At 62.2% G+C, this 21,402-nt stretch carries 16 protein-coding genes; 6 read left to right on the top strand and 10 right to left on the bottom strand.

Going from position 1 to position 21,402, the window contains the following annotated elements:
* Positions 1-20: 20 nt before the first annotated feature.
* From ACQK2L_RS05255 to ACQK2L_RS05245, 3 genes are read right to left on the bottom strand one after another with little or no spacing between them, the layout of a single operon-like run.
* A complete protein-coding gene (locus ACQK2L_RS05255; RefSeq protein ID WP_425395880.1) occupies positions 21-1,655 on the bottom strand; it encodes a hypothetical protein in 1,635 nt (544 codons plus the stop codon).
* A gap of 60 nt (positions 1,656-1,715) precedes the next feature.
* Entirely contained in the window at positions 1,716-3,191 is a 1,476-nt protein-coding gene (locus ACQK2L_RS05250; RefSeq protein ID WP_425395879.1) for a DUF1501 domain-containing protein, read from the bottom strand.
* 18 nt (positions 3,192-3,209) lie between these two features.
* Positions 3,210-6,044 carry a DUF1553 domain-containing protein gene (locus ACQK2L_RS05245; RefSeq protein ID WP_425395878.1) on the bottom strand — a complete coding sequence of 945 codons (2,835 nt, stop codon included), beginning with the start codon at positions 6,042-6,044 and terminating at the stop codon, positions 3,210-3,212.
* A 226-nt stretch (positions 6,045-6,270) separates the two neighbouring features.
* Between ACQK2L_RS05245 and ACQK2L_RS05240 the strand changes: the two genes are divergently transcribed.
* The 3 genes from ACQK2L_RS05240 (at position 6,271) to ACQK2L_RS05230 (ending at position 10,134) form a co-directional block, all read left to right on the top strand.
* Positions 6,271-7,611 carry an alpha-L-fucosidase gene (locus tag ACQK2L_RS05240; protein WP_425395877.1) on the top strand — a complete coding sequence of 447 codons (1,341 nt, stop codon included), beginning with the start codon at positions 6,271-6,273 and terminating at the stop codon, positions 7,609-7,611.
* Positions 7,612-8,305: 694 nt separating this feature from the next.
* On the top strand, positions 8,306-8,923 hold the full coding sequence (locus ACQK2L_RS05235) for a DUF4254 domain-containing protein (protein ID WP_425395876.1): 618 nt from the start codon (positions 8,306-8,308) through the stop codon (positions 8,921-8,923).
* Between the two features lie 74 nt (positions 8,924-8,997).
* A complete protein-coding gene (locus ACQK2L_RS05230) occupies positions 8,998-10,134 on the top strand; it encodes a glycosyltransferase (RefSeq protein ID WP_425395875.1) in 1,137 nt (378 codons plus the stop codon).
* Here ACQK2L_RS05230 and ACQK2L_RS05225 read toward each other — a convergent pair.
* The gene (locus ACQK2L_RS05225; RefSeq protein WP_425395874.1) at positions 10,113-11,324 is read right to left on the bottom strand and encodes a hypothetical protein; all 1,212 of its coding nucleotides are present in this window, start codon (positions 11,322-11,324) and stop codon (positions 10,113-10,115) included. The two genes, ACQK2L_RS05230 and ACQK2L_RS05225, sit on opposite strands and share 22 nt — an antisense overlap.
* Positions 11,325-11,513: 189 nt before the next feature.
* Positions 11,514-12,647 (bottom strand): glycosyltransferase family 9 protein, encoded by a 1,134-nt coding sequence (locus ACQK2L_RS05220; protein ID WP_425395873.1) that lies wholly within the window; start codon positions 12,645-12,647, stop codon positions 11,514-11,516.
* A 337-nt stretch (positions 12,648-12,984) separates the two neighbouring features.
* On the opposite strand from ACQK2L_RS05220, the gene ACQK2L_RS05215 reads away from it, so the two are divergent.
* Both ACQK2L_RS05215 and ACQK2L_RS05210 read left to right on the top strand, forming a co-directional pair.
* Positions 12,985-14,406: a hypothetical protein gene (locus ACQK2L_RS05215; RefSeq protein WP_425395872.1), complete on the top strand. Its 1,422-nt coding sequence runs from the start codon at positions 12,985-12,987 to the stop codon at positions 14,404-14,406.
* A gap of 79 nt (positions 14,407-14,485) precedes the next feature.
* Positions 14,486-15,262 carry a class I SAM-dependent methyltransferase gene (locus ACQK2L_RS05210; protein ID WP_425395871.1) on the top strand — a complete coding sequence of 259 codons (777 nt, stop codon included), beginning with the start codon at positions 14,486-14,488 and terminating at the stop codon, positions 15,260-15,262.
* Positions 15,263-15,289: 27 nt separating this feature from the next.
* Here the strand turns inward: ACQK2L_RS05210 and ACQK2L_RS05205 are convergent, their stop codons facing one another.
* From ACQK2L_RS05205 to ACQK2L_RS05185, 5 genes are all read right to left on the bottom strand, one after another.
* A complete protein-coding gene (locus ACQK2L_RS05205) occupies positions 15,290-16,153 on the bottom strand; it encodes a sulfotransferase domain-containing protein (protein WP_425395870.1) in 864 nt (287 codons plus the stop codon).
* A gap of 46 nt (positions 16,154-16,199) precedes the next feature.
* The gene (locus tag ACQK2L_RS05200; RefSeq protein ID WP_425395869.1) at positions 16,200-17,369 is read right to left on the bottom strand and encodes a glycosyltransferase family 4 protein; all 1,170 of its coding nucleotides are present in this window, start codon (positions 17,367-17,369) and stop codon (positions 16,200-16,202) included.
* Positions 17,366-18,460 carry a dGTP triphosphohydrolase gene (dgt, locus tag ACQK2L_RS05195; protein WP_425395868.1) on the bottom strand — a complete coding sequence of 365 codons (1,095 nt, stop codon included), beginning with the start codon at positions 18,458-18,460 and terminating at the stop codon, positions 17,366-17,368. Before dgt ends, ACQK2L_RS05200 begins: the two co-directional genes overlap by 4 nt.
* A 71-nt stretch (positions 18,461-18,531) precedes the next feature.
* Complete coding sequence (locus tag ACQK2L_RS05190; RefSeq protein ID WP_425395867.1) at positions 18,532-19,320, bottom strand: hypothetical protein; 789 nt, start codon at positions 19,318-19,320, stop codon at positions 18,532-18,534.
* 77 nt (positions 19,321-19,397) lie between these two features.
* Positions 19,398-20,330, bottom strand: a complete 933-nt coding sequence (locus tag ACQK2L_RS05185; protein WP_425395866.1) for a DUF4339 domain-containing protein — start codon at positions 20,328-20,330, stop codon at positions 19,398-19,400.
* 435 nt (positions 20,331-20,765) lie between these two features.
* On the opposite strand from ACQK2L_RS05185, the gene ACQK2L_RS05180 reads away from it, so the two are divergent.
* Entirely contained in the window at positions 20,766-21,392 is a 627-nt protein-coding gene (locus tag ACQK2L_RS05180; RefSeq protein WP_425395865.1) for an ATP-dependent Clp protease proteolytic subunit, read from the top strand.
* Positions 21,393-21,402: the final 10 nt, after the last annotated feature.

Raw genomic sequence — 21,402 nt, 5'->3', positions numbered from 1 at the left:
ACCAACCGTGCGATGCTCGACTACTTCACTGCTTCCTGCCGCAGCACAATCGGCACGTAGCCGAACGCCATTCCCGCGGGTGGCTCGACAAGCAATGCAGGATCGAGTGAGACCAGCTCGCCCGAGGTGGGCGGGGACATGTAGTCGCGGTCGATGGGCCAGGCGTGGTGAATCCGCTCGACGAACTTCTGTAGAGCGGCTTTTTTTTCGTCGCTCCAGTTGTACTGCCGGAAGCTTGGTTGGTCGACGAAGCGGTACCACGCGTAGGTTACCAAAGAACCATCGCCGAGCGTCACCTGAAACGGCTCCGACGCCGCGCCTGGGGTGGTCCAAGCCGGCGATTGGGGAGACGTGAACGGCTTGCCGGGCGCGGCGAGTTTGAACTGGGCATCATGCAAACCGGTTTCCTTCGGTACTTCATCGGGAGAGACAGCAACGCGCACTTGTTCTTCGTGGCGGTAGTACTGTGGGAACTGCCCCGCTGGCGCGTCGCCATCGGACTTCCACACCAATCCCCACGTGTTGTCATCGAACACCTGGGGGTCGAACGTGTCGGCAAATCCTCGCATCGGAGCCTTGTCTTGATCGAAACCCGGCGTGCGGGTGCTGAGCTTGGCGACGTAAGCGCCCTTGGGATCAAACCGGCCGGTAGGTGCGTTGCCACCGCGCCGCCAAGCGAGAAAATCGTTGTACAGCGCGGCCGGCGAGTAGTAAGTCACGTCCTGCACCAACACCGCGCGGCGGCGCTCGTCGATCGGGAAACGTAGCGTGGGAATCTTCGAGTACCGCACACCCGCGTTGTCGGTCGCGGTAAGTTGCGGCACCGTGTTAATCTCCATCGCCCCGCCACCCATCAGGCCGGACCGCGAATCGAGCCCTCGCCCATGCAGGAATGGCTCGTCGAACACGTCGGCGATCTTGCTCCAGGTCTCGGGAATGTAATAGGCGATCGGGCCCTTGAAGTTTTCCGTCGAGAGGAAACAGGTCCACGCCTTGTCGCCCACCGGCGCGTGACCATCGACTGAAGGTACTGGATCGGTAAACGGCAGCGCCATGTAGGTGTACCCAAAGAACCGTCCCGCGGGATCGCCATCCAGCGGCAGTGCGTCCGGCGGGATCAGCAACCGGTTGCTCAATTGAGCGATGCCCAGCCGATTGTCGGGCAGGGCCTCGGTGTCGTAGAAGAACGACCAGCCGGGCGAGCCGACTTCGTAGTCGTAGCACTGCGGCGTGCCGTTCATGCTGAACTTGGGAGGGCCATAGCGAAAGCGATTGCCCCGCCAGTAACCCAAGCCACCTTCGACCGTCTGAAACACCGACGCCCACGTAGGCCCGCGCTCTTTCCACGTTCGCGCCAGCGTTCCTTCGGGCGCAAGCGGCCGGTCTTTGTTGTCGCGGTTGTCGGGCATGATCCAACCACTTGCCAAGCCAATCTGAAAATGGGCGAGCGGTTTGTCAACCAGCGTCCAGGCCGCCGAGTAGAACCCCATACCGTACCCGTACTCCGCCCGATCCTCGGGCTGTGACGCTTGATAGCTAATGTAACCGTGCAGTCCACCGCCGCGCTGCTGCGGTTGCTGCTGGGCATAAGCAACCTGCAGGCAGAGCGATGCCAGTGCAGCTATAACGAAGCGTGACCGAAGGTTCGTTAGCATGTCTTGTAGCCGGTTTCGTAAGAACTCGGAGGCTAAACTCGGGTGCCTGCGTGAGGCCAACTACCCGGTGACGAGAATCTCGTCCAACACCTTTCCATGCACATCGGTCAGGCGGCGCTGGCTGCCGTTGTGGGTGAAGGTGAGCTGCGTGTGCTCCAGTCCTAACAGATGCAGGATCGTCGCGTGGAGGTCGTAGATGGTCGTCACTTTCTCGACAGCGCGGTGGCCAAACGCGTCGGTGGCGCCGTAAGAGTAGGGCGCTTTCACCCCTGCGCCGGCGAGCCACACGGTGAAGCCATCGGGGTTGTGGTCGCGACCCTGCGCGCCTTTCTGGAACACCGGCATCCGCCCGAACTCCGTGCACCACACGACCAGCACGTCCTCGAGCATTCCGCGGGCTTTGAGGTCGGCCAACAGCGCGGCGGCCGGTTGATCGAGCACGGGGCCGTGCCGGTCGTAGTCGGACTTGAGTTGCTTATGCCCATCCCAATTGCCAACCCCTTCGCCCATCGCATAGGCGCCGTTGAAGAGCTGGACAAACCGCACGCCGCGTTCCAGCAATCGGCGGGCGAGCAAACAGTTGCGGCCGAACCCGGCGGTGAGCGTATTGGGATCGTTGATGCCGTATCGGTCGAGTGTGGAAATCGACTCCCGCGACAGATCGGCCACTTCGGGTGCGCTCGATTGCAGGCGGGCGGCCATTTCGTAGCTGGCGATCCGCGCAGCCAGCTCGCTGTCGCCGGGGAACGACGCCAAATGCCGTTCGTTGAGCGAACGGACGAACGCGCGGGTTGCATCGTCGGTGGAGCGCGACACAGTCTCCGGGCGGGCGATGTTCTCGATCGGGCGATTGGCGCTGAACGCGGTGCCTTGAAACACCGCAGGCAGAAAGCCGTTCGACCAATTGTTGGGCCCCGCTTGGGGAACGCCGCGCGGATCCGGAATGGCGACGAACGCTGGCAGATCCTGCGACTCGCTGCCGAGGGCGTAGGTGGTCCACGCTCCGATGCTGGGGAAACCGTCGAGCGTGAACCCGGTGCTCATCTGATTTTCACCCGGCCCGTGCGTATTCGACTTGGCGGTCATCGAGTGGATGAAACACATGTCGTCCACCAGTTCGCCCAAGCGCGGCAACAGATCGGAAGTCCATTTGCCACACTCACCACGCGGGCGGAACGTGTAGGGACTGCGCGTGAGATTCCCAGCCACGCTTTGGAACGACACCAACTCCGCATCGCCCGGTAGTGGCTGGTCGTGATGGGCAATCAGTTCGGGTTTGTAGTCCCAGGTATCCAGCTGGCTGCACGCACCGCTGCAGAAGATCATCAGCACTTGCTTGGCGCGCGCCGTGCTCTGTGGGCTGCGGGCGGATGTCGGGCTGGCTGGCGCGTCGCGGGACACGCCCGACGCCAGCGCACCGTCGGAGGCCAGCAGACTGGACAGAGCCAACGCACTGAGTGAACCGGCGGCATCGCCCAGGAATCTCCGGCGATCAAGCAACCGATGCCCGTCGATGGATAGTGGCGAATTACTCACGGTATTGCGCCCCAATAACTACTGGATGTAGACAAACTCGTTGGCGTTGAACAGCGCCCGGCAGAAGGCAACCAGCCCATGCTGCGAGACGAACTCGAGACTCTCCTGACGCTCCGCTTGATCGGGAGGACGACCGAAAGCGAGTTGGAAACCAAGGTCGACCAGGGCTTCAGCGTCATCGGTAGCTTCCCGCTCCAGGCGCTCGGCGAACAGACCCGCTTGTTGCATGACGAACGGGCTGTTCATCAAGTTCAGCGCTTGCAGGGCGGTGGTCGAGACGGAGCGGTTGGGGGCAATCTGGCTGGCGTCGGGGCAATCGAAGGCACCGAACGTCGCGTCCTGTTCCATCCGCGGCTTGGTTTGATAGAGCATCCTCCGCCACTCCGCGGGCCCCCACTGCTGCTTGGGCTCGTACACCTTCACGTAGTTGCCATTCGGCGCAAAAGCGTCGTACCCTGGTCCTCCAGCCTTCAGGTCGAGCACTCCACTGGTCGTTAGCATGGCGTCGCGAATCGCTTCGGCCTCCAGACGCCGCACGGGATAGCGCCACAGCAGCCGGTTTTCGGCATCGACGCGCTGCGCAGCAGCGCGCGGCGTACTCGCCTGGCGGTAGGTGCTGGAGCACACGATCAGGCGGTGCATTTGCTTCAAGCTCCACTGCCGGGCGACCAGCTCGCTGGCCAACCAGTTGAGCAGTTCGGGATGCGTCGGCTTGCGCCCCTGAAAGCCAAAATTGCTCGGCGTGGCGACAATGCCTTGCCCAAAGTGATAGTGCCACAGCCGATTGACGATCACCCGCGTGGTCAGCGGGTTGTCGGCGCTGGCAATCCACTTTGCGAGCGCGAGCCTCCGCTGGCTCTCTGGCGTGTCGGCCGGCAACTGGAATCCGTCTGCCACTGCCGAGAAACCTCCAGGAACCACTTCGTCCTGCGGCAGCATCACGTCGCCACGATAGAGCAGGTGGGTTGCCGGCGGCTGGCTGAAGGTGCCGCAGTACGCTTTAAAGGTGCTGGTCAGCGGCAGCGCCGACTCAATCTGTTGCTTCTGGGCCACCAACGCGGCGCGCTCGGGATCTTCATCCGGCTGCTGGGCCGTTTCGGTCTTACCCTCTTCCGCAGGAGCGTAAGGACTGCGGTCGTGGGACGTCGCGACGGTTTTCCACTGGCCTGGTTCGGTCGCTACTTCAATCTTGTACTGCGTCGCGAGTCGATCAGCATACACGCCTTCGCGGTCTCGCGCCCACAGCACGCGGTCCACCACGACAGGTTCTGGCAGCTCGATCTGCACCCACCCTTGTCCCTCTTCGTTGCTGATCCAACTGCGCCGATTACCGTATCGCCCGTCGTTGATATGGTCGAGTTGATGGATGCTACTGGAGCCGTTGGCGTAGGTGCCCGACGCGGACGCGACGCTGCCTAACGAAGCCAACGCCACGTTGCGCGGCTCGGCTTCCGCGGACCAGACCTCGAGTTCGTCGATGCAGGGCTCGCTGGCGTTCGTGGCGAGAATCGTGAACCGTATGAATCTCATTTCGACCGGTTCGAAGCGATCGCCGTTGCTCAGGGCATTGACCGCGGGGCGCGCGGGTTCGGCCGGCACGATGGTAGTGGCCGCGGGATCGAAGTCGATCAGCCGGCGGTTGAGTTCCGCGAGCTGACCACGAAGCTGCTTCTCGCGCCGCAGCCGTTCTTCGTAGTCCTCGGGACGAATGTCTCGTTCGCCATGCCCCACGCCTGCGAGAACCGCTTGCATCGAGTAATACTCGCGCTGCGTGATCGGATCGAACTTGTGGTCGTGGCAGCGGGCGCAGTTGGCCGAGAGACCGAGAAACGTGGTGGAAGTTACCGCGATCATGTCGTCGAGGTCGTTGGCCCGCTGTTGCAGCTGACCTTCGATGTTCTTGATGCCGACGATGTCGTGCGGCCCACCCACTAGAAAACCGGTGGCCAAATCCGCACCGATCTGATCGCCCGCGAGTTGCTCCACGACGAAACGATCGTACGGCAAGTCGTCGTTCAACGCCCGCACCACGTAGTCGCGATAGTGCCATGCGTTGGGGCGTATGCCGTTTGTCTCGTACCCGTTCGACTCGCCAAAGCGGACCACGTCGAGCCAATGCCGCGCCCAGCGCTCGCCGTAATGCGGCGAGTCCAACAGGCGATCGACCAACCGCTCGTAGGCATCGTCGCGAGTGTCCGCCAGAAACGCGGCAACCTCAGCGGGCGTAGGCGGCAAGCCGATCAGATCAAAGTACACCCGTCGCACAAGCGTTCGCCGATCGGCTTCGGGCGATGGCTCCAGACCCGCAGCGGTGAGTTGCTGCAACACGAACGCATCGATGTCATTGCGGCCCCAGTCGTGCGGAGCGGCCGCCGGCAATTCCGGCCGCTCGACCGGCTGCAGCGACCACCAGTCCTCCCCAGCGCGGTGCTCGGTGGTGTACTCGTACAGACTGAGCGTTCGCTGTTCGGGCCACTCGGCGCCTTGGCTCACCCACTGGGCGAGCAGCTGGATTTCTTCTTTGGTGGGCCGCGGTTCGTGAGCCTCCGGCGGCATGGTTCCTTCGCGCACCCTTTGCAGCACCAGGCTGCCATCCGCATCGCCCGGCTGAATGCCCTGCCCGCTATCCCCGCCCGCACGAGCGGCGGCACCGTCCACCAGGCTCAATCCACCTTCGGCCAGATCGGCGTTGTGGCACTCCACGCAGTTGGCGATCAAGATGGGAGCGATCTGCCTATCAAAATCGACCCGCGCACTGGATTCGGCCATCGCCTGATGCGAGGCCACTGCGACGACGCACAACAGGCCTGCCGTCCTCAGGCAGAACTGCGGCGGTTGACGAGCGATCTCCATGAACACGGCCCCTCGCGTTGAACGATCACAAACCTCGTTGCTCAGCGTGTGCGCCCCCTAGAATAACAGATTCGAAGAGTGCGCTGCAAAGTTTTGCAGCGGCAATATTTCTCGTAGTTCTTGATCTAATAGTATCAACTGCCATGTAGAATGCATTGCAGACCTCACCAGTGATGCTACCCGTGCAGAGATTACGCAACCAATGACGTCAACAAGCAAACCATTTATGTTACGACTGCACCGTTTTCTGCTCTATGTCTCCGCTCTGTTGATTGCCCTTCCGTCGGTGGTCGCGGCACAGGATACGCCTACCGACTCGCAACCAACGCTCGACAATCGTCCAGAGCGATTGGAGTGGCTGCAGGATGCGGGGTTCGGACTGTTCGTTCATTGGAGCCTCGACAGCCAGGTGGGCAGTGTGATCAGCCACAGCCTGGTGGGGGCAGACGAGGAGTACACGGAGTGGTACTTCAACGAGTTGCCCAAGACATTCAATCCCCGCCATTGGAATGCCGACGAGTTGGCTGAGTTGGCGAAGATCAGCGGGGCCAAGTACGTGGTATTCACCACCAAGCACCACAGCGGATTTTGCATGTGGGACACGGAGACGACGCCGTTTGGCATTATGAACACTCCGTATGGCCGCGATATCGTGAAGCAATACGCCGATGCCGTGCGGCGGCAGGACCTCGGCGTGGGCTTCTATTTTTCGCCCGAAGATTTTTGGTGGCTCGACCGGAACGGCTACGAAGCGAGTCGCAAGCAGCTTCCCTTCGAGCCCAACGAACACGAGCCGCTGGCTAAGTACCTCAAGGCGCAATGCACTGAACTGTTCAGCAATTATGGCGACGTCGATGTGCTGTTCATCGACGGTGCCGGCGAGAAGCCCGTTAAAGAGGTCGCGTGGTCGCTGCAGCCCAATTGCCTGATCACTCGCGGCGCGATCGAAACGCCTGAGCAACGCATCCCGGGCGAGGCACCCAAGGGGCCGTGGGAGTCGTGCTTCACGATGGGCACACAGTGGCAGTACAAGCCAACGAACGAACGTTACAAGTCAGGTACCAAGGTGATCGAGATGCTGATCGAGACGCGGGCCAAGGGCGGCGCGCTCTTGTTGAACATTGGCCCGATGCCGGACGGTCGAATCCCAGTCGAGCAAGACGCCCGGCTTCGCGAAGTGGGGCTGTGGATGGCCGTCAACGGCCGGGCAATCTACAAAACGCGCCCGTGGGTTGTCGCGAATGAAGGCGACATCTGGTTCACCAAAGCCAAGGATTCCGACACGGTATATGCGATGTTGACCGGTATCACGAATTGGAAACGCGGCGCCCGCCGCGAGTTCCTGATCAAGAGCGCGACAGCTACCGACGCTACCAAGATCGGCGTGCTAGGCCAGACGGGCCGCGTTGTTGAGTATTCTCCCGGCACCGACGCCGAGGCTCGTTTCGAGCAAACGCCCGAAGGGCTCAAGATCTCGGTGGTTCGCGCGCAAAGACTGTACAACGACCACAAGTGGCCGAACCCAGTGGTCGTGGAGTTGACGAACGTACGGGCGGTGGAGCAGTAGCACCGTGGAGTCAAACCTTCCGGTACATTGGCGGTTTGCGGCGGGGCAGGCGTTTGCCGGCTTGCGTAAATTGCTGCGCGATTCGAACGAGACCGCCGATTGAGGGTGGACGTATCGTCCGAATTCTTGCGAATCCGGCTACCACCGCGTGGAGCGTACTTTGCACTTTCTCCACGCGTGCTTGTAGTAATCTTACACCGAGTGCGGGACAATGGAGTGCAGCGCTTGAGCTGTGAGATAGGTGGCCCCCTAGCCGACGACCTACCGGTCGTCGGGATCGAGCGGCTTGGTGCTGCTACCGCGCTCGGAGCGCGGAGCAAGCGGCCGATCGTTTTGCCCCAACTAGAAACATGCGGGGAACAACGTGGTGGGTTTTGTCGCACCCCCCCCGAGTGGTTTGATCGAAAAAAGAAGGGGTTTTTGAAACCGTGGTGGACCAAAACGCTTGGGGTTTTGGGCCAATGGATCGTGTTGTGGGACAAAACCCCCGGTTTTGGGCCAATGGATCGTGTTGTGGGACAAAACGGACAGAACTAGCACGTTGACCTTGGTCGAAGGCTGGTGCACCCAGTGCTAGCACGCGGGGTGGGAATCTGCCTTGCTGGCTGTGCGGTGGATGCGTAGACTCCGCCAGCTACTCCTAATTTCACCCGGTCTTATGTCTCTTGAGGCAGCACTCGCAAGGAAGCTTGTTATGCCGTTCGACTCCCAGGCGCTCGTTCGAGAAATCACCCAACTGCAGCACGACACGGTTGCTCGCTGGCATCAGGTCGATCCAGATAATCCGTACGATGGATTGCTCAACACGGTTTGCCAGCAACATCAGTTCAACTTCCTGCTGTGGCACGAAGAGGACATCGCTCGCAGCGTGGATGTGGGCGACGAGCGGATCGCGCAGGTGAAGCGGGCGATCGATGGTTACAACCAGAATCGCAATGACTACATCGAGCGCGTCGACGAAGCGTTGTTGGACCTGCTGGCCGACGCGGAAGTGGCGCCGGCGAGCGACGCACGGCTAAACACCGAGACGCCGGGCAGTGCGATCGATCGGTTGTCGATCATGTCGCTGCGGATTTATCACATGCAGGAGCAGCTCGAACGCACGGATGTCGACGAGCTGCACCGAAACGGTGTGGAAGAGAAGATCGCGCGATGCAACTTGCAGCACGCCGATCTTTCGCAGTCGCTGGTGGAACTGCTCGACGAGTTGAAGTCGGGCGAGAAGGTGCTGCGTGTTTATCGCCAGATGAAGATGTACAACGACCCGACGCTGAATCCGTACCTGTACAAGGGACTGCGGAAGGCAGGGTAGTTCAGACGCATTGCCATTCAACCATTCCGGGACCGGGGACGGTCCGGCTCGCTATTGGACCCCGAAGAACGATCATGAGTATTGCCAAGGTAGCTGCGGTTCATCGCCGCCGACACGTACGACCCACCAGTGCAGCAGGTGTTGATAAACTGACCGTGATGCACGCCATCACTCCTTCGCGGATGGCGGGCGCGGAGACGTTTCTGGCGCGGCTATTGAAGCACGCCGAAGGTGGGCCGATCGATCACCGCTGCCTGGTGAACCGCGACAGCCCGGCGATTGGCGAGCTGCGCGCGGCGGGTGTCGACTTCGAGTCGGCCGGCATCGGCGGCAAGGTGAACCTGCTGGCCGTGTCGCGTTTGGCGCGATCTGCCCGCGAGATGGGCGCACGCCTCATCGCTTCGCATCTGTCGACCGCCAGTTGGTGGTGCTGCTGGCTGGAGCGGGTTGGCGGTCTGCCGACCGTGGGCCACGTGCAAGGTTTCACTTCGGCCCATTGGCACCGCGGGCAGACGCATTTGGTGACTTGCTCGGAAGCAGTGAAAGAAGACCTGATCGAAAAGGGCTTCGAAGCGAATCGCATTACCGCGCTGCACCTGCCGGTGGAGCCAGCCGACGTTGCGGCGACGCGCTCTCGCGCCGAAGTGCGCAGCGAATTCGGAGTGGACGAGGACACGCCAGTGGTGGGTACGTTCGCGCATCTGTCGATCAAGAAGGGCTACCGCGAATTGATCGTGGCGGCCGAGCGGGTGTTGCGCGAGATGCCGACTGCCCAGTTCTGGTGCTTTGGCGACGGGATGTTGCGCGAGGAACTGACCCAGGGAATCGAAGAACGCGGCATCGGCGATCGGTTCCGCCTGATGGGCTTCCGCCGCGATGTGCCCGACATGATGCGGGCGGTGGACGTGATGGCGCTACCTTCGCACCGCGAGCCGTTCGGATTGGTGTACGTGGAGGCCGGTCTATGCGACCGCCCGGTGATTGCCTGCCGCGCTGGCGGGGCGCCGGAGATTGTGGAGCATGGCGAAAGTGGTTTGCTGGTGCCGCCCCAGTCGCCGCCGGAGTTGGCCGAAGCGATTCTCGAGATATTGAGCGATCGTTCGCGCGGTGAGGCGATGGGCCGCCGCGGCAACGAAATCTGCCGCAGCCGGTTCAACTGGCCCAAGTACGTGGAAGATATTTCGCAGCTCTACGAGTCGGTGGCAGGCTGAGCCTCGATCTGAGCCTCGGCGGCCGGCGGTTCGTCTTTCGATTCCGCCGCGGTTTGCGAGTCGAAGTTCTCGAGCCACTTGCTCTGCCAGTTGGTGCAATCGCGCATCCGCAGGTTCACGTCGCCCTGGAGCGCCTGTTTTGGATCGTTCCAGCACCGGCACGCGTCGAGCAGCACGGCCGGCGTGCCCCACGCTCGGTGCGACTTGCCGGTGATCGAGGTGAACCGCGAACTAAAGTCGGACAGGTGCAGGAAGTTCGAGCCGGCCAGCTTGATCCGCATGGCATCCGAAGAGTTGATGCCTCCGTCGAACAACAACCGAATCTGCGAGAGGCACACGCTGTCTACCAGGGTAAACCCATCTTTGGCTTGAGCGTCGGCCTTGGTGTTGCTGAAGCGGAAGAAGCCGTTGTTCTTTCCGGTGGCTGCATCCTTGTTGATCTTGAGCAGCGTGCCGCGGTGCGTGGTGAGGCTCGACTGTACCCACAGCATCCCACCCCCATCGACCAACACGCCCACCTGATTGGTTTTGCCATTGCTGACGTTCTGCAGGAACTCGACCGTGATGCTCATGCCCATCTTGTTGACCATGTGCAAAACGGACTCGGACACCTCTTGGCCTTCGAGCCAACGGAACTGCAGCGTGTCGGCGTTGCCGGTGCCCTCGTTGGCTCCGATCTGCACGCCATGTTTCATGCGAGTGCAGTACAGCGGTTCGATGATCGTCTTACCAGTGCCGATGCCGCGGCCCTCTTTGTCGAACAGCAATCCGATGGCCGCCTTGCCGTTGCCGTCGAGCGTGAAGTTGCCAATCTGCACGTCACGGCTTATGTGGCGGATCATGGTGCCGCCTTCTTCGCCGGTCCACTTCAGCACGGTGCGGACACCGGAGTGCGAGCGGTTCGCGTCGGGGGATCCCCAGCCGGAGCCGAGCAACGTGAACCCGGAACGAGCGGGCAGGGTGATGGTTTCGGAGATCAGCCACTTGCCGGCGGGGATGGCGACCGGCTGCTGGTGCTCTTCCGCATGGCTGCACGCCCACTGCAACGCCGCAGTGATGTCGCCGCCGGGCTGGATGGTGCCATGGGGTGTCGCCGTGCAGACGTTCAGGCTCTTGGCGAGCTGCTGGAACTCGAACTGTACTTCCGGCGGTTGGGCGGCCGACGGACTGGAAGTCAGAACCGCAAGCACGACCGCTGCGCATACAACATGAGCAACACCCGCGGCTGGGTGGAGAAGTCGCGCGTTGGAGGGAGGGTTCACAGGATGCCCACTCAATGGGATACAAGCTGGCGACCGAAGCCCACGGTGGAGCGCCGTTTTTGGCGCTTAGGGCCTCTATTCGAGCATAGGTCGAGCAAGGGCTCCGGTTCAACTATGCTACGAAGCTTTTGCCAGTTTGTTCTGTGTGGACAGCATTTTATCGCACGCCTCGGTGACCATCGACAGGTCGATGGCCCGCATGGCCGTGTTATCGGCCTGCCGCCGCTCGCGGGCGGAGCCGTCCTGGTAGAAGGCCTGGAGACAGGCGTTCGTCGGCCCGTAGGCGCCGCACCACTCGGCCCGGCTGGTGCCGTGCAGGCTGATGGTTGGAGTACCCACGGCCACCGACAGGTGCATCGGCCCGGTGTCGGAGCCCACAAAGAGAGAGGCCCGGCGGGTGATGGCGGCCAGCTGGGTCATGGTGGTCGAGGGAGCCAATACGGCAAGGCCGTCGCTAGTGTCGACGATCTGCTGGGCCAACTGGCGTTCGTCGCTGCCGCACCACACGGCCAGGCTCTTGATGCCGTGCTCGCTCCACAGATGACGGGCGAGCTGGCCGTAACGTTCGGCCGGCCACAGCTTCGAAGGCCAGCCGGCGCCGGGATTCAGCACGGCGAACTGCTGCCCAGCGAGCGCCAGTCGCGACAGCGATTCGATCGCGAAGGTCGCATCGCTCTCTCGCTCCGGCATCTTGAATTCGACCTCGGGGTCGACGATACCCAATGGCTCGAGGATCCCCAGGTAGTGCTCCACCACGTGCGAAGCACGCACGTCGGTCAGCTCGTTATTCAGTGTCTTGCTCAGCTCGCGCCCGTTACGCCCGGCGACGCCCAGCCGCCGCTTGGCGCCGCTCATCCAGGCCACAACGGCGCTCTTGGTCAGGCATTGCAGGTCGACCGCGACGTCGAAGTTCAGCTCACGAAGTTGACGCCGAACCGTCTTGGCCGTACGCACCGACCGCCACCAGCGGCGCGGCAGGTTCACTACCGCGTCGAGGTCGGGGTGGCCCTCGATCAATTCAGCCGCTCGGCCCTCCACGGCCCAGGCGATCATGGCGTCGGGGAACTGGCGTCGCAGGGCGGTAGCCACCGGCAGCCCGTGGATCACGTCGCCCATGGCGGTTAAACGGACGATCAAAATACGCGGCGAAGCGTGCATACAATTCCATCCTTGGCGAAACGCACACAATCGGGGAGCGAAGCGCCGCTCACCCAGCAGCGCGAAGAGTTGAAATGTAACCGCTCTAGCCACTTTGTGAGAAGTGCAAAACAGCGGGTGCTAGCAGGCCCACGCCCCTGCAGGCACCCGCATTTTGGCTGGGTAGTGTCGCGGCGTTGCGCGGCCCCCGGGAGGTGGACGGAGCCACCACGCGGAGTGTCCCCGCGGGACCGCTCCGGCGAACTATGAAGTTTATCCGCGGCAGCGAGGACCAGCCGTGACGATTGTGCCGGTTTTGCTGCGGGGCAACTTTCCCTCGCGGTGGCCTCCGGCGCTATGCATGACGTACACTGAAACAAGCGATCGATAGAGAAGTGTCTTCTCGATCCGGCCCATTTCACCTGCTAATCCGACCTGCTCCGTTAGATCCATGGCTCCCGAGACAATCCTCATCCCCAGCTGTTGGGGGCTCATCATCGTCTTGGGCCTGATCATTGTGGTGCCATTCATTCGGGGCACCGGTGATCTGCTTACCGCCAAGAACTTCTTTCTGCTGGGCGGTATCAACTATGTGGGCATCGCGGGCTTGAAGGCAGCTTACTCGCCCGACGAGTTTCGAATATTGGAATACGAGCCGCAGGACTATAGGAACTTCGTCGCTGGGGCCATCACGTTTTTTGTCGCATTCTTGTTTGCGTACGCAGTCATCAAGCTCCCTCGCCGGCTCGCTGGTCGCACGTTGCGCAAGTGGCCCGCCGCTACGCCCGGCGTGCTGTACTTCATGACCTTGGCGGCGGTTAGCTTCTCGATTGTGGGCTTCGTGGCTCCCAACATCCAAGGCGTGGCCCAGTTCCTGGCGCAGCTGGGCAACAAGGCCATCATCATCCCGGTGGCGTTGGGATTCGCCGCATGGTTCCAGGCGAAGCGCAACCCGGTGCTATTAATCACGCTGCTGGGCGTGCTGCTCCTGAGTATGTTGCTGTCGATTCTCGGCGGTGGCGGACGACGAACGATGCTCGGCGTGTTGATGGCCATACCGATCTGTTGGTATTGGTTTTCCTTGCGATACAAACATTGGGCGACCACGTCGATTCTGTTGGGCTCGATGTTCCTGGTAGCGTTTTCCTTGCTTCTGGGGTACTCGGCCGTTCGCCACTTCGATCGCCGCGGCGACATGAAGGAACGAAACTTGGGCAGTGCTGCCGAAGCACTTACGCAACTGCCCAAGGAAATCTTCAATACTTCTGGCTTGGAAACCATGTTGGGCCAGAACGCAGCTCAAACGTCGCTCGCCGCCATTCATATTTACAGCAACGAGTACGACCCCGAACCCTTCCACACCGTGAAGTTTGTCAGCACCATTTGGATCCCCCGGGCGTTCTGGGAAGACAAGCCATTGGGGTTGGGTTACATGCTGCCAAAGAAGACGCGAACAAGAGGCACCAGGGCGACCTGGGGGCCGGGCATCGTAGGTCATGGCTTCCACGAAGGAGGTCTGCACATGCTGGTCTTCTACGGCGTGATCATGGGGCTGGGCATGCGGTACTGGGATGAGCTCATGGTGCGGCAGCCGCGAAACGCTTACCTGATGGCTTGTTTCGCATCGATGTCGGGCCACATATTCGGCTGGTGTCGCGGCGATATTGGCACGTTTACCATTCAGCTCGTTGGCGCGTTCATTACCTTGATGCTATTCTGCTTTGCAGGTCGCCTTGTGTTTGGCACCGGCTTGGTCTACCCCAAAACCAACGGTCCCGAGTACGTTAACACCAACTTGTTCGCGTTCCGTCGCCGCAAGACCGAAACCAAGTCGCCTACCGATTTCGTCTTCCCCCAACGACGATCGGACTAGTGCCTGGTCGTCAAGATGGCTGCGACGGCTCCCCCATCCTCAGCGCTACCGGATCCGAACAAGACTAGGAATAGCTCTCTTGCAAGCCCCAACTGTCTCCAGCGACGAAACGCTCGACTCGCCGTTCGACCGGCTGCGCAGTCAGTACAACTTCATGAACTTCCGCAACTATGCGCATGTGTTGACCGACGTGGTGGTTGGTGAACTCGAGCGTCGCGGTGGCGGGCGCACGCTGGATGTGGGATGCGGAAAAGGAATCGGCCGCGACACGCAGCACCAGTGGAAGGTGAAGGAAGCCTCGACCGAATTCTGGGGCGTGGAGCCGGACGAGTCGATTGAGCCGGAAGCCGGGCTGTTCGACAACTTTCAGCATGCCCTGCTCGAGACCGCCGAGCTGCCCGACCACTCCATCGATGTCGCCTACTCCAGCATGGTGATGGAGCACGTCGAGCATCCAGTTGAGTTCTTCCAGACACTCGAGCGATGCCTGAAGCCGGATGGGATCTACATCTTCCTGACGCCCAACGCCAAGAGCTTCATCCCTCTGATGACCAAGTGGGCGAATCAGATGGGCATCGACGAATGGCTGTTGCGGCTGATTCGTCGCAAGAACCAAGTGGAAGAGTATCACTACCCGGTTCAGTTCCGCTGTAATTCCCCGGCGCAGATTCGCGACATCGCTGGAAAGTGCGGGTTTGGCGAACCCGAGTTCGCCTACATCGAAGGGTCGGGTGCGTACTCGTACCTCCGCGGGCCACTGGCGTGCCTGCGACCGGTGCTGAAAGCCAAGCGTCGCACTTGGAAACGCCCCGAACGCCTGGCGACGATGATCTGCCGCATGCAAGCGGCTGGCTAGAGCGGAAAGCGCTGCCGCTTCATCTAGCTACTGGCTATTGGCCGCAGCCTGCTTGGCGGGCCAGGCCTCAAGACCCCATTGGGTGGTGAGTTCCTCCCGATCGGCCGCCAATTGTTCCTCCAGCCAGGCCACGGTCTCGGCCGTCGGCGGGGCAGGACGCGGCGGGGCTTTTCGCATGAAGTACTTCCGCAGGTGATGTCGGGCGCGGGACGAGACCAGCGGTCGGACGAGATTCTGATACAGCTTGTTGCCCCGAATGGCGTTCCACACCTTGCCCGGCACTGGTTTGCCGTCGCCCGCGTTGAACACCTCCTGCTGGTCGATCGCCGGCATCTCGGCGGGGTCCAGGCCAAGGAACTCGCACGCCTTGGCCACGGTTGCGTCGCGGTCGCTTTTGTACCGCTCGAAAAGCACCACGTGGATGCGGTCGCGACCAATCGCTTCGACCCACGGGCGCAGCTGCCAGGCGTAGCGGCTGAAGTCGACGTATCGCGAATGCTCGCGGACCACCGCGTTGATGTCCGGTCCCACCATGCCCCGCGAGAACTCGTGGTAGTGCTGGCTGATGATGCGCGAAATCGGTTCGCGAATGATGTAGATCGCACGGAAGTTGTCCGGCAGTACCGCGGTGGCTCGCTCCACCACGCCGGGCCGTTCGGGCAGCTTGCTGTATCCCGTCGAGGCGTCGCCCACCAACTGATCGTCCGTCGCCCCCTCGTAGAGCGCCGCGTACGACTGCTGGCCTGCGGCGGTCAGCACGTTGTCGTCGCACAAGGCGTGTGGCTCCTTGTTGTCGGGCAGGTACACCTTGGGATGATCGCACAGGTCGAAGAACAATCCCGTCGTGCCCGACTTCATCGAACCAATGATAAGAAAATCCGGTAGTCGCATGCTGTTGGCGTTGTTCGGTTAGGGGCGCGCCGGGGCAAAAGGAAAATCACTCGGGCACACAGATGGTTCGTTGTACTCCGTCGACCAACCGAGTGGCATCCAAGAATCCCTGCACCATCGTTGGCAGCGTGAACTCCTCGGTTACGGTCCGCAGGGCCTCGGCGGCCATTTGTTCTCGGTTCTGCGTATCGGACAAGATCTCCAGGATCGCCCGGGTCATGGCCTCCTCGTCGCCGTACGGATACAGCAGGCCATTCGTGCCCGGCTTCAGGGCGACGATCTCGGGGTTCTGGGCTTCGATGTCGTCGGACGTCACTGCCGGCAGGCCGAATCCCAAAGCCGTGAGCAGGCTCAGCCCAACGTTTTCAGGATAGCAAAACAAACCGCTGGAAAGCAGCCAGGGCGCCAAGAGGTACTCATCGTAAATCGCGCCCGCAAACCGCACCTGATCGGCGATGCCCAGCTCGCGGGCTTGAGCCTCCAGCTTGGGCCGCTCGGGGCCATCTCCTATCACCACCGCCGTGAGTCCAGGAAGTTCGCTTTGCCCGCTGGCCACCGCACGCAGCAAACGGTCGGGTCGATTCTCGTCGCGCAGCCGAGATACAAACGCCACGGTGCGGGACGGGTCGAGTTGGTGCTCGGCGCGAAACGCGGCCAGCTCCTCCGGTCGATCGAGCCACGCCTGGCGGGCGGCTTGGATGGGCGTCTGGTCGATCGCGTTCTGGGCAACGAACACCCGCTCGCGATCGAAGCCGTACTCGTTGACCAATCGATCGGCCACCGGATGCGTGTAGAGCATCACCCCAGTGGCCAGGCGGCCGAGCCGGTTTCGCATCCAGGTCCGCATCCAGGTGTCGTGCTTCGAGTAGCCATGACCCCAGATCACGGTCGGCAGTCCGACTTTGCGCGCTTTCTTGAGCGCCGGTCGAAGCGTCAGGTAGCGAGGATTCCACGAGTGGACGAGCAGGTCGAAGCGATCGGGATCGGCCACTTCGAGTTGCGCAGGATGTTCGCGAAACGCCACCGGGCCAATGCGTCGATCGCTGACGTTTGCGTGTTCGAAGCGGAACTTCACCGTGTCGGGCACGGGGTTCGGGGCGTCGCTCGCCTGGTCGGCGAACACGGTCACCTCGATGTCCGGCTGCTCGGCCAACAGGTTGTACACCGGCAGACGGTACGGCCGGATGTCGGGCTGGGTGATAGCGATGCGAATCATAGCTGCTGGTAGGCCTCCCGCGCCGATCGGTCGGTGTGGCTCGACACCCAATCGGCCACCGCCCGAGGCAAGCCCTCCTCGCCCGCGATGCGCTCGAAGAACGTTGGCAAGAGCTGTGGATTGGCCAGGTAATGATCGAATAGTCGCCCCAACTCGGTGTTGGTGATTTCGCGCTGCGTGAGCACTTCGGGGTGCCGATAGACTCGCTGGAACAGGAACGCCTGCAGCTCGCGTTTGCGCTCGGCCACCGGCGCTGGGGGATTGAGCAGCGGCGGGCTGGAGCGGACATCGTCGATGCTGGCCAGTTGAAACTCGTCGATGCGTGTCTGGGCCAGCTTCACCATGTTGCTCACCGCGGTATCAATCAGCTCGTGAATCACCGCCCGGCGTAACTCGTGGTTTGTCAGCCCGTCAAACCGATCGGCCACTCGCTCGGCGGCGTCGCGCCACAATGGGATCTCGTTCAGGTCGTCTAGCGTCAGCAGGCCCAGTTCCAGGGCGTCGTCGGCGTCATGGGCGTCGTAGGCAATGCTGTCGGCGGCGTCGACCACTTGCACCTCCAGCGGCGGCTGCAGAGCATCGGCGCCGGCCGCTTCGTGCTTGGTCGCCCGGCGACGCTGTCCCTCCAGCACTTTCTGCGACAGGTTCAAGCCAGGGAACCTCGGGTAGCGAATCTCCAGTCGCTCCACGATGCGCAGCGCCTGGGCGTTGTGGTTGAATCCACCGAGTCCTGCCAATCGCTCGTTGAGCACGTCCTCGCCCGCGTGTCCGAACGGCGGGTGTCCGATGTCGTGCAGCAGCGCGAGCGCTTCGACCAAGTCTTCGTTCAGCGACAGCGCGCGGGCCATGGTGCGGGCGACGGACGACACCTCCAGCGTGTGAGTCAGCCGGCTGCGGTGGTAGTCGCCCAGCTCGCCGGTGAACACCTGCGTCTTGTGGCTCAACCGACGAAAAGCCGCGCAGTGGGTAATGCGGTCGCGGTCTCGCTGGAACGCCGAACGATACGGGTGGGGCGATTCCGGATGCTCCCGCCCTGCCGAGTGCTCGCTCCGCATTGCGTACGGAGCCAGCTGCAGAGATTCCCGATCCATCGGCGGCGATGTTTGCATAGTTGAGTGGAGAAGGTAATGGCTGTTGGTCGACTTCACGATGGCCAACAGAGTTAGCTCTCTTCGATTTCGGTTTCCGTATCCGGGTTGGGCTCTTCGGTCGCCTCGGGCACAACCTCCAGGCTGGAGAGCATTTCCTCGAACGCTTCGCGATTCTCCTCGACGATCTTCGCCGGGCCGTAGAACTTCACGTAGTACTTGCCCGCACCTTCGACCTCGATGATCACGCCCAGCATGCGATAGTCGGGTAGTTCCACCTTCGGGCCGCGCGGCCCTTGCGGGCTGTCGAAGTAGGTGCCGGCGATGTCGAGCACATGGGCTACCGCGCCGCGGAGTCGGCGGCGATCGCGACGCATGGCGTCTTTGCCATCGGCGTCGCGTCCCAGGCGGAACTGCCCCACCCAGCGGCGAATGTTCGCATCGACGTCGCCGCCAGCGGCCATCATCGTCACCCGTCCGCGCGGTGGTTGCGACTCTTCATCGGCCGGATCGGTGGCTGGCTTCTCTTTCTCATCGCTCGCGGGGATCGACAACTCCATGTCGATCATGTTGTACCGGGGCTTCACCACCTTCCAACGGGTGGGCACGGTGAGTTGCAGCCGCTTTTCGTTCACCAGCAGTTGCTGGGTCTTCGGCTCTTCGGCAGGTTTGTCGTCGGCAGACTTCTCTTCGGCTTTCGCGTCAGCTTTCTGGTCGGTCTTTTCCGCTGCTGCTTCGTCGGCTGTGTCGGTCGCTTCTTCGGCGGCGGGTTGGGTGGCCGCCTCCTGTGCGGTACCGACCGCGGGGGCCAGTACGAACAAACCGCCAAACAACACCAGTAGCTTCCAGGGTTGCAGGTTCATATGGATTCTCGAAATTCGGGGTGTACACAAAGCTTTTGGAACACAAGCGGCCGCTTCGCGCCGGCGGCGCGAGGTGGTTACTGGTCGGCGTCCGCTGTCTCACTCTCGTCCGCCTCCCCAGGCTCGGTGGCCGCCTCGCCCTCTTCGTTGGCGGGCGGTGGTTCGACGGGCTGTTGGTTGGTGGTGGGCTCGGCAGTGTTCTGTTCGTCCGGACTGCTGGTGCTACTCACCAACACCCACACCAGCACGCCGGCCAGGACCACGGTCAGCAACACCAGTACCGCGGCGGCCAACTGTTGGCTGCGCTTCGAACGCATCTTGCGACGCTTGTATCGTGCGGTGGCCAGCGAAACATCCGCGGCCTCTGCCGACTGGGTACCGCCAGCGTTGGTCGAGTCATTGTAGTCGCTGTTGGTGGGCAACGCAGCCGAGGCAGTTGACTGGGTCGCCAATTCGGGAAAGTGCTCCGGCACGTCGCTGGCGCGGCGCCACTCGGGCCAACCGGTCCGCCACACGTGACTGTCGCCAGCCAGTCGGCCCTCGCCCGCCCATTGATGCACCAGGGCGTCGTCGGCTGGGCCAAACTGTCCACCCGACGCGGGCCGAACGTACCACATCGGCTGTTCCGCCGGAGCGGAAGCCGGCGCGGCTTCGGGCGCAGGAGTTGGCGGTGCGGCCGCTGGAGCCTCAGTCGGTGACGGTGGAGCCGTGGCAGCGACTGGCGCGGGAGTAGGCGCAGGAGCCGGTGGGGGCGGGGTCTCAACAGGCGCTGGCGAAGTCGCCGCCGCTGGGGCTGATGACGGTGCGGGCGTCGGAGCTGCCGGGGCCGGCGCCGCCTTGGCAGCGGCCGGCTGTTTGGCCGGTTCTAGTTGCGGCGCTGCAGCGGCTTGCTCCGCTGGCCGCGGAATCACAAACCGCACCTGGCACTCGGGGCAAATGCCACGCTTGCCAGCCAGTTCGGCTTTCACATGCAGCGGATGGCCATTTGGGCAGGCGAAACGAATACCCATGATCCCGTTCGACAAAACCTTGCGAAAACTAATCGATACGCTCAGCAGCACGCCGGCTCTCGCTTGCTTCCTGCGGACGCTACCACCGAGGCTCAGCCGCACCAGCGCTCCTCCCTAGCGCTTCTGCCCTCATGTTCCAGTATATTGCGAGGAGTGCCGTAAATGAAGAAATACACCTCATTTGCGCTGGTTTGCCGCATCCTGTTTCCCGAAACCCGGGTATCGAGGCTCCGCGGGCCCGCGCCGGTCGCGTCGATTGGGGCGAATTTGCCGCCTGGCGAGCAATTTTCGCCTGCTATCGCGGCTCCAATCCATGGCAGAAACCATCCGCCTTTCGTAAAATAAAAGCTTGAATTGGAGCAAACCAACTTCGGTGGCCCGGTGGCCGCCAAGCACCAGTCTCGTTCGCTCAGCCACGTTAGGGGAACATCGTAGATGGCCTTAGAACACGAAGACCAGCAGGACGACGAGGGGCCGCTGGAAATAGCCATCGTTGGGGACCTGACCGACCACGAATCGGAACTCACCGACAAGCTACTAGGCATCGAGCCCGGCGGCGACTGCACCATCTACTTCGACTCGCCCGGCGGCAGCCCTTACTGTGCGATGAGCCTGATGACTCTCATCCGCATGCGCCGGCTCAACGTCACCGGCGTGGTGACCGGCGAGTGCTCCAGCGCCGCGCTGTGGCCGTTCGCCGCCTGCCGGCGTCGCATCGTTACTCCGTTCAGTGTGCTGTTGTTCCATCCCATGCGGTGGCAAAGTGAAGAGAACGTCGGACTCGCCGAGGCGGCCGAGTGGGCGCGGCACTTTGGCTCCCTGGAAAAGGACATGGACGACCTGCTCGCCGACCTGTTCCAGGTGCCGCACGACATGATGTCGAAGTGGATCACGCCCGGCAAGTACGTCTCCGGCCGCGAGTTGGCCGAAGCGGGACTCGCCGAGTTGGTCGAGTTCTCCGAACTCGACACGTTCTTCGCCGATCAGGACATCGCGCTATCCAACGGCTCGGCCCATCGCCTCAAGGCTCACCGTCCGGTCGAAGCCCGCAAAGCCACCTGAGTTTCACGAC

The organism is Aeoliella sp. (genome assembly GCF_965227375.1).
Taxonomy (GTDB): domain Bacteria; phylum Planctomycetota; class Planctomycetia; order Pirellulales; family Lacipirellulaceae; genus Aeoliella.
Note: the sequence above shows the minus strand (reverse complement) of the source record. Positions and strands in the feature narration are given on the sequence as shown.